This window comes from Gelidibacter salicanalis (assembly GCF_007997285.1).
In the GTDB taxonomy this organism is placed as follows: domain Bacteria; phylum Bacteroidota; class Bacteroidia; order Flavobacteriales; family Flavobacteriaceae; genus Gelidibacter; species Gelidibacter salicanalis.
Genome location: NZ_VORX01000002.1, coordinates 261,611 through 280,526 on the forward strand (window position 1 = coordinate 261,611; position 18,916 = coordinate 280,526).

Genomic DNA, 18,916 nt, shown 5'->3' on the forward strand with positions numbered 1-18,916 from the left:
TTTCAAAATTATAAATGTGATAAAAAATAAAAGAAGATAGACGATTTATGAAAACAGCCTCATTGACCCAACAAATTGAATATCATGACACAAAACCATCCATCCAAGTGTTGCTGGAAACTGAAAGTGGAAAGGAGATTAGGATAGTCTTTAAAAAAGACCAGGTGATGAAGAAACATAAAACCCCGTTTCCAATTGTGGTTGAAGTTTTTGAAGGTCAAATAAATTTTGGGGTTAATGAATTGAACTATACCCTAAGTAAAGGCGATTTAGTAGCCTTGGAAGGGAATGTGCCCCACGATTTAATGGCATTAGAAGACAGTATTGTGCGGTTAAGTTTAAGTAAAGCAGACTCTGCGCAACGGGTAAAAGATGTTGCGGATCGATCGTAATTGGTTTACATAAGCGATTTGGTACCTGAGATGCTTCGAGAGTTTTAACAAAGCGCAAAAAAAAGTGACTATGAAAAATCAAGTTGTACAAATAAAATCGATAGCATTTATCACTCATAATGTGTTGCATATCATAACAGAAAAGCCGGAGGGCATGAATTTTATTCCCGGTCAGGCTACTGAATTGTTTATAGATGAGCCGGGATGGGAAAATGAAGGCAGGCCCTTTACTTTTACTGGACTTCCCGACGAGGAGCATCTTGAGTTTATGATTAAAACCTACCCATCGCATAACGGTGTTACTAACAAATTGCGTTCCTTAAAGGCAGGAGATCAGGTAATCCTTAATGATGTGTTCGGTGCTATTTCTTATAAAGGCGAAGGCACCTTTATAGCTGGAGGGGCAGGAGTAACACCCTTTATTTCGATTTTAAGAGATCTAAAATCTAAGGACCAATTAGGAAACAACACACTAATTTTTGCGAATACGTCTAAGAGAGATATCATTCTCAAGGATGAATTTCAGCAGATGTTGGGGGCTAATTTTATCAATATTCTGTCAGAAGAAACGGTTGAAGGAATTGCTCATGGACGCATTACCGAGCAGTTTTTGAAAGATTGTGGACTTTCTTTTGATAAGCAATTTTACATCTGTGGGCCACCACCAATGATGGCAGCAGTAGAAGAACAGTTGTCACATTTAGATGTGAAAAAAGAACAGTTGGTAATGGAGGAATTCTAAGCGTCATGAAAACCATTAAAATTAAACGAATTTATGATGAGCCTACTAAAAGTGATGGGTATCGGGTTTTAGTAGATAGGATTTGGCCTCGCGGAATTTCCAAAGAAGACGCAAAATTGGACGATTGGCTGAAAGAGATTGCACCATCAACACCACTAAGAAAATGGTTTGACCATGATCCTGAAAAATTTGAAGTTTTTTCAGAGAAGTATAAACTTGAATTGAAAGACAAAACAGAAATCCTAACAGCTCTTATTGCCCAGAATAAAACAAAATCGATCAACTTATTGTACGGCGCAAAAGATACAGTTCATAATCAAGCGGTGGTTCTGAAAGAAGTTTTAGAAAATCTGTAATTGCTTTATAATTTTGAGCACCCATTTCCGTGTGAGCGCCTATGTCAGCTTGAGGCTTATGTCAGTTTGAGCGCCTATGTCAGTTTGAGCGCAGTCGAAAACCTAAAAAGTCCCGATGTTTAAATATTATGACTGCGCTCAATAGGACAGTCGTTATTAAGAAAAGCACAATTAGATAATTACCATCAGTAGCCCGCTTTATCGCAAATGCCATTTTAAGTTTATATGTCAGTTTGAGCGCCTATGTCAGTTTGAGCGCAGTCGAAAACCTAAAAAGTCCCGATGTTTAAATATTATGACTGCGCTCAATAGGACAGTCGTTATTAAAAAAATACAATTAGATAATTAAAATCAGTAGCCCGCTTTATCGCAAATGCCATTTTAAGTTTGTATGTCAATTTAAGTTTGTATGTCAGTTTGAGCGCAGTCGAAAACCTAAAAAGTCCCGATGTTTAAATATTATGACTGCGCTCAATAGGACAGTCGTTATTAAAAAAATACAATTAGATAATTACTATCAGTAGTCCGCTTTATCGCAAATGCCATTTTAAGTTTGTATGTCAATTTAAGTTTGTATGTCAGTTTGAGCGCAGTCGAAAACCTTGATAATGGAGGTTTGAACTATTTCGACTGCGCTCAATAGGACAGTCGTCATTTACAAAAGCACAATAGGCATTTGGATATATAATTTATACGAATAAAAAAAGCCTCTCCATTCAAGAGAAGCTTTTTTCAATTTATAAATGGTTTTAAGCTTTACATCTTAATCAATTTAGAGGTGGACACGTGTCCGTTTTGAGTTTGTATTTTAATGACATACATACTCTGCACTAAACCTGAAATATCAAATTCATATGTTGCGGTAAAGTTGCCTTTAAATGATTTTACATGTTTCCCCGTCAGATCATAAATATCCAAACTATAAATCTCCTTATTCATTTTAAAACTGCGGTGAGCAGGATTAGGATAAAGTGTCAAACGCATTTCATTTTCCACCTCATCTACATCTAAGCTATAATGTTTGTTACCAAAAATCTTAAATTGACCTGCCGCGATTGCGATGGTGGGTTGGTTATAGGTTGTCGCGCCAGTATCATCCATCAAATCATACCAAGTTTCGCCGGCCGGAATGGTGGTGTTCACAGTTTTTGAGGTCACATCAAAATTAGCTAAAACAATCACATTTTTCAGACTGCTGTTTGGTAAAGCATTATTAAAAATTTCAATCGAAGGCGTGAGCGTATTGGTATTGATTTTGTAATCGCCTTCAAAAACGTCTTCCGTAATTTTTAGCTTGATGAGTTGAGCCCAATCATTATAGATTTTACTTCTTGTGGTGTTGCCTAACCAATTTTGTGTCCATTGCGGTTGTGGTTTGGTGTCCAATATACAATCGCCATCAACTCCGCCAGGGACATTTACAGATCCATCATTACAAGTGAAAATAGAGTTTTGCATACCTAATTCGCCAAAGTGCCAGATCATTTTTGGTCCCGGAACGGTTAAGGTGACCGCACCCAAAGCGGACATTCGAGATAAGGCTACATTTAAATTTTTAACATCATGAGAACTGTTGGTACTATTGCCATACAACAAGTTTTTGTACATCAAACGTTCCTCATCGTGACTTTCAGCGTAACCAACTACGCGAGTGCCTTCAAATTGCGGCCGCGATTTGTGCCCAATGCCACTTATATCGTTGTCAGAATTGTAGCCCATAGTCAATTGGTTGTAAGGATTTGTCATTTTGCCCCACATCATGATGCCTTTGCCTTCACTATACTTGTAATTGGCCCATTCCTTTTCTTCATTTTCTGAACCTAAATGTTCAAAAATGACATAATGGTTGGGGTCAAGAGACCACGAATAATCGGCATAATCTTTTAAAATTGCCACACGATCCGCTTGGTAAGCGTTGGTGCAGTCTTCATCATTAGCAGTACAGTTTTGGGTAAAGCCTTTGGTTAAATCCCAACGGAAACCATCAATATTAAATTCTTTCACCCAATGGTTCACTACACGCTTTATATAGGCTTGGGTGAGCGTATTGGAATGGTCAAAATCTGAACCTACATTATAACTGTGTCGTGCCTCCGTATTAAAATACGGATTTTCAGTACTAGGGTCTCCCCAGCCATCACCATCAGCATCATTCATCCACATTCTGACCATGGGGTTTCTGCCAAAAGCGTGATTTAAAGCGACATCAAGAATAACAGCAATTCCGTTTTGATGACATAGGTCAATGAATTCTTTGAGTTTGTTTTCGGTGCCATAAAACTTGTCCAAAGCCATGTGAAACGACGTGTTGTAGCCCCAACTTTCATTGCCTTCAAACTCCATCACTGGTAATAATTGAATCGCATTAATGTTGAGGTTTTTAAAATAATCAATCTTGTCAATCAAATCTTGATAGTTGCGGTCCGAATCAAAATCTCTAACCAGCACTTCATAGATGATCAGGTCTTCCTTTTTTGGTTTCGTAAAATCTTTAACCTGCCAGTTGTAAGCTGTTTGACCGGTTTGCAAAACCGTGACCTCTCGCTCTTGGCCCACGGGATAAGATGGTAGGTTAGGGTAGCTGTTTGATGGAATATCGGGATCATCAAAAGGCGATAATACTAAAGTTGAAAATGGATCGGCAGTTATGACCATTTTAGGCGAATTTGGAGCCGGAGTTTTATCCACAATCCAATACTGATAGGTTTCAATTTCTTTAGGCGTTAATCCGGATAATTTCAGCCAAAATTTAGAATCGCGCGTTGGATCTTTTGTCATGGCATAGGCGGAAGTTGGCTCCCAATCATTAAAGCTCCCGGCCACATAAACAAAGTCTTTGCCAGGAGCATTGAGTACCAAAATGGCTTCCGTGCCATTTAAATAGGTAATCCCATCTTGATAATCAGTAGGCATAACTGCAGTGGTAGTGCCTGGATCTACCACAACGGAAAAGGTTTTTAAACTGATAGTACTGCCTTGAGAAACTTCTAATTGGTAGCTTGTGTTTTGGGTAATGTTAGTATGCGTAAAAACATAGGTTGAATTATCCGTTTTTGTATCTATAGTTGTCCCGTTGGCTTTTAGAATATAGTTGGCGTTACCTCCTGAGTTTTTAGCCGAAACCGTGAAGTTGCCACCAGAATTAATGATGGTAGTTGAGCCCTGAGCAGGTTGACTGAGTTCGACCTGAAAAGCGCCGACATTAAGCGTAATGTCTTGCGATTTTTTATCGCCAGTGCCATCTTTGGCTTTGATCAACAATCCGATACGGCCAATGAGAGTTCTATTAAAAAAGGAGGATGGTGTAAAAGCAATGCTATATGCATCCGTACTACTATTGTAGGTTAACTTTTGAGCTTCGCTAGAGGCTGTCCAAGCGCCATTAGTGGGAGCGTCTTGTTGATTACCCGAATCGGTGTCATAAGACCAGGCCCATAGATACAAGGCATTATTGGTGACACCCCAGGTGGCTTCATTAATGCTGTTGCCATTAAAGGTAATGGTCACATTTTGATTCTCCTCAAAAGATGAAGGCGTCACAGAGTAAGTCACATTTTGCTGTTGCGCGTATGCGAAAGAGCACAGAAATAATAAAAAGTAAAATGTAATTTTATGCATGCGGGTGGATTTTAAAAAAATAAGGCTATTCTGTACGAATAGCCTTATTAAAATGTGATGTTAATGCGTAAACTACTTCTAACGCATTCTTGAATTGTAATACCAAATTTTCAGCGCCAACTTTAATTAGCTTAGTGCTATTGCCGTCTCGGTATCTTGGGTCATAACAACTTACTTTTTTAAAATGGTCTTCTGTAATAGCATTGTGTTTGAATTTCATATGACTATTAAAAAGAGACATTTTTTATTTTTATTCTTCCGTAGGGAATAGTTCAAGCGTCATAAGAAGCTAGAACTATCCCGAAAGAATTATATTATAGTTCGGTTGGTTCAATGCTATACTCTAAAGTATTAAAGTTGGCAGTTACCAAATAATAGCCCGCAGTAACCTTAATGTTATTATCTGCATCTTGATCTAACACACCATCTACATCAGCATCGCCATAATCGCCACCCCAAGTATCGTTAAATCTAAATTTTAAATCGCCATCCTTCAACTGAACTAGAGTTTTAAAGCTATCAGTAGTAAAATCGTACTCAAGTTTAGTGTCAGGACCGTCCCAACCGTTTGGTGTTGCAGAACCTACTAAACCCCAGTAAAATTTCTCTAACTTATAAGAGTTGTCACTCCAATCAATCGTTACTTTATAGGTACCTGCTTTCACTTTAATGTTGTTGTTATCATCTTGATCTAAAACACCGTTTACATCAGCATCACCAAAATCACCACCCCAAGTATTATTCTCACGGATTTTCATTTCACCTTCTTTTAAAGTGACATACGCAACAATCACGTCATTTTCTTCAGTAGTATAGAACTTCGCGTCCGGACCATCCCAACCGTTTGGTGCCGCAGAACCTACAATTCCCCATGTGGTTTCAGCAACACGGTACTCAACTGCTTTCTCTTCTAATTTTACAGCAATCGTTTTGACATCAGAAAACACTTCTGCCCCACCATCGCCCACATAAGCGCGCATTCTTACAGCAAATGAACCCATATTTGGAGCAGGAGTTGTTGCGTCCGCATCCAATCCAGCTTCTTTAGCCACAGTCATCATTTGGCCAATAGTCATTGCAATATCGTTGGTGGTCGTAGTTCCTACTAATACTACGTCACTAAAGTCGCCTTTAATAGAGCGTTGTAAATCATAGGAAACATTTGTTGGAACACCAAAGTCAGCACTGGTCCACGTAAAACGTTCCCCAATATTAGCGCCGGTGGAGGCGGTTAAAACATATTCTGGTAATGTAGAATTAGTTAAAGTAAATCCGGCAGGTTCTTGAGCTACATAGATAACGTCATCTTCAGTGTCACAAGAATTTAGCCCAATCATGGCTAAAATAAATAAGCTTAATAGTTTAAAATTTTTCATGTGTTTATTGGTTTTAATATCCTTGATTTTGTTTTAAATTGGTGTTGATTCCTAAATCTGTAGCAGGCAAAGGCATCAAGTCTCTAAATGCTTCAGTGGTGCGTCCTTGGGCAACATTGCCTTTCCAAGGCCATAAACCTTGATCAGAGAATTGACCGAATCTGATTAAATCTGTTCTTCTGTGCGCTTCCCAGAATAACTCTCTTGAACGCTCAGCAAGTATGAAATCTAAATTCAAACTCGATTGGGTAATATTGCCACTTGTATTGCCATATGCTCTTTCACGCAATATGTTGATGTAGTTAACTGCATTTGTAGCAGAGCCTCCAGCGCCTCTAACAAACGCTTCAGCGTACATTAAATAAGCATCTGCCAGTCTAAACATCGGGAAATCAGTATCAGGAATATCTCCAGTAGGATCTGATCCTGCAACGCCGTTAACATCTACGTTTCTAAATTTCTCAACGGCATAACCGTTTGTGAAGTTGGAAATGTTAGCAATTTCTTTGGTTTGGCCATCAGTATAAAACAAAGCTCTTCCGTCAGCAGAATTGGCTTCCCCAGGGAATTTATCTACAAGTTTAGAAGTGGTTCGCAAACCAGCCCATCCGCCGTTGATACCGTAATCAGCAGGCACCATGCTGCCACCTACCGCTGCGTGGATAAAAAAGGTCATTCCACCAAAAGATTGGGTATTTAAACCATCAAATGTAATTGGAAAGATCACTTCTGACTGTGTGCCATTAGTATCATTATCTGCTAAAAATAAATGGTAGTATGGATTGTCTGCAATGCTGAAGCCTGATTCAATAATTTTAGAAGTATAGGTGACTACGTCACTATAGCGTGCAGTACCTGTATACACTTCAGCGTTGATATACAATTTAGAAAGCAACATCCAAACTGCAGCCTGATCCGCTCTTCCGTAATCATTTAATCTTGCGCCTGTAATCTCACCTTCAATAGCTAAAAGTTCAGACTCGATATAATCGAATAAATCTTGACGTTGAATCTGCTGAGGTAAAAAAGCTCCAATAGGATCGTCTTCCGTTACAAATGGTACATTACCAAATAAATCTAAAGCATGCCAGTAGGTCAAAGCTCTCATGAAACGTGCTTCAGCTCTGTATTTCTGAATATCACCACGGAGACTAGCTTCTGTGCTACGCGCATCTAATTTGGCGTCAGAAGTTTGACGTAAAAATTCGTTGGTCAATGCTACCTGGTAAAAGATTCTGCTGTACATGGTGCGGATAAATTCATTACCTGAGGTCCATGTTTGTGCGTGTAAATCTTTAATCGTACCATCATTCCATCCTATAACTGCTTCATCAGTAGTCAATTCTTGCATTGACCAGTATAAACGCATATAGTTGGAAAATCCTTCATCTAATCCTGATAAATCAGCATCTCCGGCAGGACCTTGTTGTCCACTTACGGAAAGGCCTGCATATAATTTCGCTAGAAAAGCTTTATAAGCTCCTGGCTCTTCAAAGGCTGCGTCTGCTGTAAGACGGTTGTCTTCAGGTTGCAAATCTAAATCACTTTCACACGACTGTGCAAAAAACACGAGCGTAAAGGCGATAAAGACTGTTTTGATTGTTTTTAACATAACAGTGTGTTTTATATGATTATTCATAATTTTAAAATGTAAAGTTTAATCCTAACACATAGGTTTTTGGTCTTGGATAGAAATTGTTGTCGATACCATTAGAAATCTCTGGATCTAAACCATCGTATTTAGTAATGGTGAATAAATTTGTAGCGGTCAATGACAATCTCAAATCTATTTTTTCACCAGGTACCAAGTACCCTAAAGACACGTTGTCCAATTTCACAAAATCAGCTCTTTCGATATAGTAATCAGAAAATAAATTCTGTTTTTGGAAATTGTTATCCAATACACTTGAATGTGCATTCACGTAATATTGTCCAGGAGCATCATTAACTGTAGTAACGTTTCCTCTATCTGAAGCTACGTTATTGTACATATAGTTACCTAAACTACCTCTAAACGTAAAACTAAAATCTAAATTTTTGTAGTTTAAAGTATTGGTAAAACCTAAATAGGCATCAGGTGACGCTTTCTTGTAAGCTTGTTTATCCGCTTCAGTAATTTGGTTGTCACCATTAACATCTACATAAGCCCCTTCTATTGGTTGTCCTGCAGTGTCATAAACTTGTCTAAAAACGTAGAATGTTGAAGGGTCTAAACCTTCTCTCCATAACTGGATGTTGTTACCCGTACCACCACTAATACCGCCTTGGGCGATAAAGAAATTAGGATCAGTGCCCAATGATAATTTGGTAATCTTGTTCTCTTGTAAAGTGACGTTAAAAGCCATGTCCCAGTTAAAATCCTCTGATTGTGCCAAAGCACCATTCAAGCTAAACTCGATACCTTTACTTAATACAGAACCTACATTGGTAGTTAATAAATCAGAAAGGTTAGAACCTGCTGCCGTTGGAATTGTAGCCAATAAATCAGTAGTTTCTCTGTAATAAGCATCAACCGTACCAGTTAAACGCTCATCAAATAAACCAAAATCTAAAGCGACGTTGTATTGAGACGTTTCTTCCCATTTTAAGTTTTCGTCAAATTCTTCCGGGCGTAAGGTGTTCACAAATTGAGGCACCCCGTTGATATATCCAAATTGAACACTCGCATCAGATCGTCCAGGCGTATACACCCCTAAATAACCATAGTTCTGTCCAATTTCTTGCTGACCTGTTTTACCCCAACCGGCTCTCAATTTTAAATTGGAGATCACTGAGTTTTGTAAAAAATCTTCATTGCTAATTTTCCAACCTGCAGAAACACCAGGGAAGGTGCTCCATCTGTTTTCCTCACCAAATCGGGAAGAACCATCACGTCTTACAGTTAAAGATAATAAGTATCGGTTAGCAATATCAAAACTTGCACGGGCAAAGTATGATTCTAAAGCATTTCTATTGATGATGGTAGCACGAGGTACAAGGCCTCCTGAAGTTTCAGTTTCACGACGGTCAGACTTGATGTAGAATTCTTGGTAAGAATGTCCTGCGGTCAAATCGACGTTTGTGTTAAGAGATGATAAGTTTTTCTTATAGTTAAAATAGAAATCTAACAACGTGTTTCTATTAAATCCTGTGTAAAAGTTCTGATAGTTAAAACTTCCTGGATTTGTTGGGCTCGCCAATCTGTATTCTTTTCCAGAAATTTCTGAATAGTCAAGACCAGCGTTAAGGTTGAATTTCAAACCGTCTAAGAAAGGCATGTTGTAATCCACATTAAAGTTGGAAATGTTACGCGTGTTACGAGCTCGGTTATTATTATTATCCAATGAGAACACCGGATTGACCAAGGCCAAATTCTGACCTACATATTGAAAATATGAGCCATCCTCATTATAAACACTGTGGGTTGGGTCATAGCCTATTGCCGCTCCAATTGCGCCTTTGTCCGCGTATTTATTGTCATCTAAAATTCCTTTTGTGGTTAAGGTTAATTTTAAATTGTTGTCAAACAAACGTTGTACTGCAGAAAGGTTTACAGAGTTGCGCTCGTATAAATCGCCAGTTAACACCCCTTGTTGCGATGTATGGTTGACATTGGCACGGAAATTAAAATTCTCAAAACCTTGAGATACCGTTACGTTATGAATGGCACCAACCGCCGTTTGATAAATTTGTTTTTGCCAATCTGTACTAGAATTGCCTAAAAGGTTTTCGTTAAAATTGGTATCAGCTTCAGCGATGGTTCTAAACTCACTTGCAGAAAGCACATCTACATAATCCGTAACCTGAGCTACGGAAGCTTTAAGATCATATTCTACCGTTAAGGGCGCGTTAGTCTTTCCTTTTTTGGTAGTGATTAAAATAACCCCGTTAGAAGCACGCGATCCGTAAATAGCAGTTGCAGAAGCATCTTTTAAAACCACGAAATCTTCAATGTCCGTCGGGTTAATGGCGTTTAATTGATTTCTCACGCCTTGTACCCCACGTTGATCTAATGGTAAACCATCAATAACAATTAATGGTGAATTGTTAGCAGATAAGGAAGCTCCACCTCTAATACGAATGTCAGAGCCGCCCCCTGGATCACCACCACTAGAAGTAATACGTACCCCGGCAGATTTACCAGCCAATAATTGTTCAGGTGATACAATAGCACCTTGGTTAAATTCTTTCTCACTTACTTTTTCTACAGACCCTGTGGCGTCTTGCTTGGTGGTAGAACCATATCCAATCAATACAATTTCATCCAACAAGGCTGTGTCCTCAATAAGTACTACGTTTAAAGATTGTTGTCCGGTATAATTAAATTCTTGCGGCTTGAAACCCACATAAGAAAATACAACAATATCACCATTTTTGGCGCTGATACTGTAGTTTCCATCCCAATCTGTCGTCGTTCCCGTCGTCGTTCCTTTAATTAAAATGTTCACGCCCGGCAAAGGTGCGCTAGCTTGATCTGTTACTGTCCCAGAAACAGTGGTTTGGGACCACATCACTGAGGGTACTAAGAATACCAAGAACAGCAGGCTATTTAAAAATGTTTTCATACACTATTTTTAAAGTTAATTGTTTTAAAAATTCACTTATATTTTCACTTCTTGGGTTAAATTTATACAAATTTTGTGTCAATAAGTGAAACGCCATTATCATATCACTAGCGAAAACGTTTGCGTGTTGACAACTTTTTTGAATTTGGCTGATTTTACCTAAAAATCTTCAAAAAAATATTGGTTTGATGGTAATTTCATATCTTTAAATTCTACGACTCAGAATGTGACCTGCACTACTTGTAAATAACAATAAAAACTTAATATTTTGACCCAGCCCTTATTATGAAGAAAAAAATTACTTTAAAACAAATTGCGAGAGAACTGGACGTGTCTATATCTACAGTGTCCAAAGCATTGCGAGATAGTGTAGAAATCAGTGAAGACACACGTCAAAAAGTAAAGGCGTTTGCCAAACTGTACAACTACCGGCCTAATAATATTGCTCTTAGTTTAAAGAATCGAAAAACGAAAACCATAGGCGTTATTATCCCAGAAATTGTACACCATTTCTTTTCTAAAGTGATTAGAGGTATTGAGCTGGTGGCCAATAAACGAGGGTATAACGTCATTGTTGGTTTGTCTAATGAATCGTTTGACAAAGAGGTAATCAATATGCAAATGTTGGCCAACGGCAGTATAGACGGATTTATTCTTTCCATTTCTAAAGAAACCTTACAACAACAAGATTATCACCATTTTAAAGAAACCATCAATCAGGGGATGCCCATTGTCATGTTTGATCGTATCGTGAATGAAATTGACTGCGATAAAGTGATTATTGACGATTCCAAAGGGTCTAAAAATGCGGTCACAAAGCTATTGTCCAACGGTTGCAAAAACGTTGCCATTATCACTACCAAAGATTACGTCAGCGTAGGAAAACTGAGGACTCAAGGCTATCTGGATGCTTTGGAAGATTTCAAAATGAGCCCTGAAACTGACTTAATTTTAAAAGTGGATGATGAATTGGTGTCTGAAGATCATCTGGAATCTTTAGAGCGGGAGATTGAAGGCCTGTTTAAACGAAACAAAGCGATAGACGGTGTTTTTGCCGTAAATGAGCTATACGCCATTATTGCTATGAAGGTGGCGCGGAATTTAGGAATGAGAATTCCGGAAGACATCCAATTTATTGGCTTTACGGACGGAGTGCTTTCCAAACACGCCACTCCAAGCTTAACGACAGTGAGTCAACACGGTCAACAAATGGGCGAGAAAGCAGCTGAACTCTTGATAAATAACTTGGAACGGGAGGATGAAGAGGAGCATTACAAAACCATCGTTATCGAAACAGAACTGATAGAAAGAAACTCCACCAAATAAATAATAGTGCAGATTTAAAAACTTTACTATCTTTGCCGCGTAATCAAAACTTTATTTTCACTTCTTACAAATAGGTTTTGATAAGTTTTATCGCTTGTCAATAGTATTAATTTAAACATACTATTAATGAAAAAGCGTACGCTAGGATTTTGGGAAATCTGGAACATGAGTTTCGGTTTTCTAGGAATCCAGATGGGTTTTGCCCTACAAAATGCTAATGCCAGCAGAATACTTCAAATTTTTGGCGCCGATGTGCACGAACTGTCATGGTTTTGGCTCATAGCTCCACTGATGGGTCTTATTGTGCAACCCATAATTGGGCATTATAGCGACAATACATGGACCCGATTTGGCCGACGGAAACCCTTTTTTCTATTAGGAGCGGTACTCGCTTCAATAGGAATGATATTTATTCCGCAAGCTGATTTTATGATCGCCATATTACCAGCCTTATGGGTTGGTGCGGGGATGCTCATGATTATGGATGCCTCCTTTAATATTGCCATGGAACCGTTCCGGGCCTTGGTGGCAGATAATCTTTCTGACGAACAAACTACTAAGGGCTTTAGCATCCAAACCGCTTTAATCGGTATTGGCGCTGTAATCGGATCGTGGCTCCCTTGGGTATTGACCAATTGGTTTGGTGTTGCTCAAACGTCTCCTGACGGATCAGTGCCTGCCAATCTTTTATGGTCGTTTATAATTGGCGCCGGAGTTTTAATCGGTTCAATATTGGTGACCATTTTTACCACCAAAGAATATTCTCCTGAAGAGTTACAGCAATTTGAAGACGCGAAAGCGCAACACAAAATAGTTGCTGATGATGGCATCGTTCACAAAGCAAAACTATCGGACATTTTTGAAGATTTCAAGAAAATGCCAGAAACGATGCGCCAATTAAGTTGGGTGCAATTCTTTTCGTGGTTTGCCTTATTCGGTATGTGGGTATTTGCAGTACCAGCAATCGCTCAACATATCTACGGATTACCTTCAACAGATTCCAGCAGTGAAACCTACCAAGAAGCAGGTAACTGGGTGGGCATTTTATTTGGAGTGTATAACGGAGTCTCCGCTATTTTTGCCTTTCTATTACCGGCAATCGCCAAGAAATTTTCCAGAAAAACAACGCATGCATACTCTCTTTTTATTGGAGGGATAGGCTTACTGTCCATCTATTTTATGCCTAATGAAGATTGGTTGATATTATCTATGGTGTTTATTGGTATTGCCTGGGCCAGTATCCTCGCCATGCCTTACGCCATGTTAGCGGGGTCTATCACGCCTAAAAAAATGGGCGTGTATATGGGAATATTCAATTTCTTCATTGTAATGCCACAAATCATCAATGGAATTATTGGTGGGCCGTTAGTAAAGTACGCCTATAATAACGAAGCTATTTATGCTATTATGGTGAGTGGCGTGAGTTTTATTATCGCCGGATTTTTAGCATTTAAAATTAACGACAAAAAAGATTTGACTTTAAAGCATGACTAAAAAAGCATTTATATTCGATTTGGACGGTGTTATTGTAGATACCGCAAAATATCACTTTCTGGCATGGAAAAAATTAGCTAACGGAATTGGTGTCGATTTTACCCACGAGCAAAATGAACAGTTGAAAGGCGTCAGCAGAATCAAATCTTTAGAGAAGATTCTAGCTTGGGGTAATAAAACCATCAGTGAAGCTGAATTTACAAGACTCATGGGACTTAAAAATGAAGATTACTTAACGTATATCGACACGATGGACGAACAAGAAATTCTTCCCGATGTTACAAAAACCTTAGATTTTTTAAGAGCGGCAGAACAACACATTGCCTTAGGTTCCGCAAGTAAAAATGCGCGAATGATTTTAGAAAAAGTCAATATTCTCTCAAAATTTGATGTCATTGTAGATGGCAATGATGTGACCAAAGCAAAACCAGATCCGGAAGTATTCTTAAAATCGGCAGAACAATTACAGGTAGCACCTAAAGATTGTATCGTTTTTGAAGATGCCGTTGCCGGAATTCAAGCAGCCAATGCTGCTGGTATGGTATCCATCGGGATTGGCGATAAAGTAACGCTTCACAAAGCCGATTTTGTCTTTGCTGGTTTTCAGGAGATGGATGCTGAGTTTTTGAATAATTTGATAACTAGTACAAAGTAGTTAGTAGTAAGTATTAAGTAGAAAGTCGTAAAAAATAACAGAGAACTTCATTGTGGTGCTTGAAAAATAATGGCGTCAAATGTGGTTAAAACATAAACACAAAGAATTTTATAGAGATGCTGACACGCATACTAAAAGCGAAGCGGTCTTAATTCTAAATTCTCATATCTATTAAAAAAATGAATCAAGATTATATACAACCAAACAATTGGTCCATTATAGAAGAAGGCTTTGATGCTGAACGTGTCAAATCTTCTGAAAGTATTTTCAGTATTGGGAATGGTGCCATGGGGCAACGTGCCAATTTTGAAGAGCAGTATTCAGGAAGCACTTTTCAGGGCAGTTATATTGCCGGTGTCTATTATCCAGACAAAACCCGAGTGGGGTGGTGGAAAAACGGCTATCCGGAATATTTTGCCAAGGTGCTCAACGCTCCAAATTGGATTGGCATCAACGTTACCGTTAATGGCGAGGCATTAGATTTAGCAACTTGTAAAGAGGTCAGAAACTTTAGAAGGGAACTCAACATGCAAGAAGGTTGGTTGTCCAGAACTTTTGAAGTAACCCTTCAAAATGGAATCGCGCTTAAGGTAGATGCTAAGCGTTTTTTAAGTATTGATATGGATGAAGTTGGCGTTATTCAATATCATGTGACGGCGTTAAATAGTGCTGCGGACATAACTTTTGAACCGTATTTAGATGCCGGAATCACTAATGAAGATAGCAATTGGGATGATAAATTCTGGAATACGCTAAGTGTTACTTCTGAAGGCTCACAAGCATTCATTTTATCGCATACCATGAAAACGAAATTTCATGTGTGTACTGCAATGCAAACCGAATTGTCGTTGAACGGAAAGGTTTTAAATGAAACGCCATCGGTTTCAAAATCTGAGCATAACATATCTTTTTCACACACTGCAAAGGTTGCCAAAGGAGAAACGCTTACCATGACCAAGTTTGGTGGGTATACGGTAGACAGAAATCACGATAAAAACGATTTGGTTTCGGTTGCTCAAAAAACTCTAGCTAAAGCTGCGGCGCTTGGTTTTGATCAAATGTTGGCGCAACAAAAGGAGGCGTGGGCTGAAATTTGGAAAATGTCGGATATTACCATTGATGGCGATGTGAAAGCACAACAAGGCATCCGATTTAACATCATGCAATTGAATCATACCTATTTAGGGAAAGATGCTCGTTTGAATATTGGTCCGAAAGGCTTTACCGGCGAAAAATACGGCGGTAGTACCTATTGGGATACGGAGGCCTATTGTATTCCGTTTTATATGGCGACGAAAGATCAAAAAGTGGCACGTAATTTATTAGAATACCGCTACCATCACTTAGAGAAAGCCATTGAAAATGCAGAAAAACTCGGATTTAAAAACGGGGCTGCGCTTTATCCAATGGTGACCATGAATGGGGAAGAATGCCATAACGAGTGGGAAATAACCTTTGAAGAAATCCACCGTAATGGCGCGATTGCCTTTGCAATTTTCAATTACCATCGTTTTACGGGCGACTTCAGTTACATCTCAGAAAAAGGCTTGGAAGTGCTTATCGCCATCGCTCGTTTTTGGAAGCAACGCGCAACATTTTCGACACTTAGAAACAAGTATGTCATTTTAGGTGTTACGGGTCCTAATGAATATGAAAACAACATCAACAATAATTTTTATACCAATTATATCGCACAGTGGTGTCTGAATTACACTTTAGAAACCATTTCTAAGATGAAGGAAGGCTATGCTGCTGATTTGATTCGCGTTATAAAAAAGGTGAAATTAACCGAAGAAGAAATGTCTGATTGGGATCAAGTGGCTAACAACATGTATTATCCGTATTCAGAGGAGCATGATGTGTACTTGCAACAGGATGGATTTTTGGATAAAGAATTGATTACCGTAAAAGATTTACCAAAATCAGAACGTCCAATCAATCAAAAATGGTCTTGGGACCGCATTTTACGTTCGCCTTACATCAAACAAGCCGATACATTACAAGGATTTTATTTCTTTGAAGATCAATTCTCCACAGAAGAATTGGAACGTCACTTCGATTTTTACGAACCTTTTACCGTTCATGAAAGTTCGTTATCGCCTTGTGTACATAGTATTCAAGCGGCTAAATTGGGCAGAATGGAACAAGCCTATCAATTTTACTTAAGAACCTCCCGATTGGATTTGGATGATTACAATCATGAAGTAGAAGAAGGATTGCACATTACCTCAATGGCGGGTACTTGGATGAGTATTGTTGAAGGATTTGGCGGGATGCGGGTTATTGATAATAAATTATCGTTTGAACCTAAAATCCCTGAGCAATGGGAGGCCTACTCGTTCAAAATTAATTTCAGAAATCAAATTCTTAAAATTAGTGTCTCCAAAAATGAAACGTCTTTTGAGTTAGAAGGTGATAAGTCTATGACGATTCTTATCAACGGAAAAGAAATATCAGTGAAACCACAGGAGGTATTGACGGTGTAAACCAATCAGAGTTCAGTAAATAGTTTAAAATTGAGAAGGACATGAAGAATTTAATAGCCATTTTAATGGTATTTTTAAGCATGACAGTTTTTGCACAAGTAGAGAAAATTGAACCGCCATTTTGGTGGGCAGGGATGCAGCATTCTGAAGTGCAATTAATGTTGTACGGTAAGGACATCGCTCAATATGAGGTGGCGTTTTCAAACACGATTCAAATTACGGATGTGGTTAAAACCGAAAATCCGAACTACTTGTTCGTTACTATCAACACCAAAAATGTTGCTACGGGCACTTATGAGTTACAATTTTTAAAGGATAAAAAAATCGTCGGTAAGCAATCCTATGATTTAAAAACCCGCCGGGACAATTCGGCTGCCAGAAAAGGTTTTGATTCGAGTGATTTGATCTATTTGCTGATGCCAGATCGCTTCGCTAATGGAAATTCGGATAACGACAGTACTGATGATACTATTGAAGAGGTTAACAGAGCAGAGCTTTCGGGACGACATGGTGGCGACATTCAGGGCATTATCAACCATTTGGATTATTTGGATGAGTTAGGTGTTACCGCACTTTGGAGTACGCCATTGTTGGAAGATAATGAGCCTATTTTGTCGTACCACACCTATGCGCAAAGTGATTATTATAAAATCGATCCGCGTTACGGTAGCAATGACGATTACAAACGATTGGCTTCAGAAATGCACGAGCGCGATATGAAGCTCATTATGGATTATGTAACTAACCATTGGGGTAGCAAACATTGGATGATTCAAGATTTGCCAACCAAAGATTGGATTCACTATTGGGATTCAGGCGAAGACGGATTTCAACGCAGCAGCTACAGAATGACCACGCAGTTTGATTCCAATGCCTCTGAAGCCGACAAAGAAGCGTGTATGAACGGGTGGTTTGATACGACCATGCCTGATATCAATCAGAGTAACCCGTTAGTGCTGAATTATTTAATTCAAAACGCAATATGGTGGGTTGAATTTGCTGATTTAGACGGATTCCGCGTGGATACCTATTCGTATAATGACAAAGAAGGCATCGCAAAATGGACCAAAGCCATAATGGACGAATATCCTAATTTCAATATTGCCGGCGAGGTTTGGATGCACAATCAGGCGCAAATGGCCTATTGGCAAAAGGATAGTAAAATTGGCGCTATAGACAATTACAATTCGCATTTGCCAACCGTTATGGACTTTACGCTTCATGATGCGCTTATAGTGATGTTTTCTGAACATGAGCAAGGATGGGATAAGGGCATGTTAAGAGCCTATGAGAATTTTGCTAACGATTTTCTATATCCCGACATCAATAATATTCTTGTATTTGCTGGAAATCATGATACCAATCGGATCAATGATATTTATAAAGCAGATTTGAATACCTATAAAATGATCATGACCATGGTTGCTACGGTCAGAGGCATTCCGCAGGTATATTATGGTGATGAATTGGGCACGGGCGGTAATAAAGATTTGAAAGGCGATGGAGATATCCGTCACGATTTTCCAGGAGGATGGAAAGGTGATCAGATCAATGCATTTACCGCAGAAGGAAGAACGCCGGGCCAAACTGCATTTTTTGAATTTTCAAAGAAAATTTTCAATTGGAGAAAATCGAATTCGGCTATCCACATCGGAAAAACTATGCAGTTTGTACCGGAGAACAATGTGTTTGTCTATTTTAGATATACAGATGATGAACGTGTGATGGTAGTGATCAATAACAATCCGGAAACGCAAACCTTAAAGCTGAATCGTTTTAAGGAAATGATCACATCGCATAAATCAGGAAGAGATATTATTTCAGAACAACAAATTTCTTTAGAAAACACCTTGCTGGTTGCTGGTAAAACCGCAATGATTATCGAATTTTAAACAGTTTATTTTCTCCATTTTATTGAATGCCTTAT

General features: G+C 38.7%; 13 protein-coding genes. 8 read left to right on the plus strand and 5 right to left on the minus strand.

Translation table 11 applies throughout. The features are described 5' to 3' along the window. Nucleotides 1-47: 47 nt before the first annotated feature. The 3 genes from ES711_RS04270 to ES711_RS04280 all read left to right on the plus strand — a co-directional run bounded on the left by ES711_RS04270 (nucleotide 48) and on the right by ES711_RS04280 (nucleotide 1,490). A complete protein-coding gene (locus ES711_RS04270) occupies nucleotides 48-392 on the plus strand; it encodes a cupin domain-containing protein (protein WP_146890500.1) in 345 nt (114 codons plus the stop codon). 70 nt (nucleotides 393-462) lie between these two features. Further along, nucleotides 463-1,134, plus strand: a complete 672-nt coding sequence (locus tag ES711_RS04275) for a ferredoxin reductase domain-containing protein (protein ID WP_146890503.1) — start codon at nucleotides 463-465, stop codon at nucleotides 1,132-1,134. Nucleotides 1,135-1,139: 5 nt separating this feature from the next. Next, nucleotides 1,140-1,490, plus strand: a complete 351-nt coding sequence (locus ES711_RS04280; protein ID WP_146890506.1) for a DUF488 domain-containing protein — start codon at nucleotides 1,140-1,142, stop codon at nucleotides 1,488-1,490. 756 nt (nucleotides 1,491-2,246) lie between these two features. On the opposite strand, the gene ES711_RS04285 is transcribed toward ES711_RS04280, so the two are convergent. From ES711_RS04285 to ES711_RS04305, 5 genes are all read right to left on the minus strand, one after another. Continuing rightward, a complete protein-coding gene (locus tag ES711_RS04285) occupies nucleotides 2,247-5,108 on the minus strand; it encodes an alpha-amylase family glycosyl hydrolase (protein ID WP_146890509.1) in 2,862 nt (953 codons plus the stop codon). Nucleotides 5,109-5,133: 25 nt separating this feature from the next. Next, on the minus strand, nucleotides 5,134-5,328 hold the full coding sequence (locus tag ES711_RS04290; protein ID WP_146890511.1) for a hypothetical protein: 195 nt from the start codon (nucleotides 5,326-5,328) through the stop codon (nucleotides 5,134-5,136). 94 nt (nucleotides 5,329-5,422) lie between these two features. Then, entirely contained in the window at nucleotides 5,423-6,484 is a 1,062-nt protein-coding gene (locus tag ES711_RS04295) for a SusE domain-containing protein (RefSeq protein ID WP_146890514.1), read from the minus strand. 13 nt (nucleotides 6,485-6,497) lie between these two features. After that, nucleotides 6,498-8,096 (minus strand): RagB/SusD family nutrient uptake outer membrane protein, encoded by a 1,599-nt coding sequence (locus ES711_RS04300; RefSeq protein WP_146890517.1) that lies wholly within the window; start codon nucleotides 8,094-8,096, stop codon nucleotides 6,498-6,500. Nucleotides 8,097-8,127: 31 nt separating this feature from the next. Next, a complete protein-coding gene (locus tag ES711_RS04305) occupies nucleotides 8,128-11,028 on the minus strand; it encodes a SusC/RagA family TonB-linked outer membrane protein (protein WP_146890520.1) in 2,901 nt (966 codons plus the stop codon). A 285-nt stretch (nucleotides 11,029-11,313) separates the two neighbouring features. On the opposite strand from ES711_RS04305, the gene ES711_RS04310 reads away from it, so the two are divergent. The 5 genes from ES711_RS04310 to ES711_RS04330 all read left to right on the plus strand — a co-directional run bounded on the left by ES711_RS04310 (nucleotide 11,314) and on the right by ES711_RS04330 (nucleotide 18,881). After that, entirely contained in the window at nucleotides 11,314-12,354 is a 1,041-nt protein-coding gene (locus ES711_RS04310; protein ID WP_146890522.1) for a LacI family DNA-binding transcriptional regulator, read from the plus strand. Between the two features lie 126 nt (nucleotides 12,355-12,480). After that, nucleotides 12,481-13,848 (plus strand): MFS transporter, encoded by a 1,368-nt coding sequence (locus tag ES711_RS04315; RefSeq protein WP_146890525.1) that lies wholly within the window; start codon nucleotides 12,481-12,483, stop codon nucleotides 13,846-13,848. Beyond that, nucleotides 13,841-14,503, plus strand: a complete 663-nt coding sequence (pgmB, locus tag ES711_RS04320; protein WP_146890527.1) for a beta-phosphoglucomutase — start codon at nucleotides 13,841-13,843, stop codon at nucleotides 14,501-14,503. The genes ES711_RS04315 and pgmB overlap by 8 nt, the downstream gene beginning before the upstream one ends. A 179-nt stretch (nucleotides 14,504-14,682) precedes the next feature. After that, nucleotides 14,683-16,989, plus strand: coding sequence for a glycoside hydrolase family 65 protein (locus ES711_RS04325; protein ID WP_146890530.1), 2,307 nt, complete (start codon nucleotides 14,683-14,685; stop codon nucleotides 16,987-16,989). Between the two features lie 41 nt (nucleotides 16,990-17,030). Next, the gene (locus ES711_RS04330) at nucleotides 17,031-18,881 is read left to right on the plus strand and encodes a glycoside hydrolase family 13 protein (RefSeq protein WP_146890533.1); all 1,851 of its coding nucleotides are present in this window, start codon (nucleotides 17,031-17,033) and stop codon (nucleotides 18,879-18,881) included. Nucleotides 18,882-18,916: the final 35 nt, after the last annotated feature.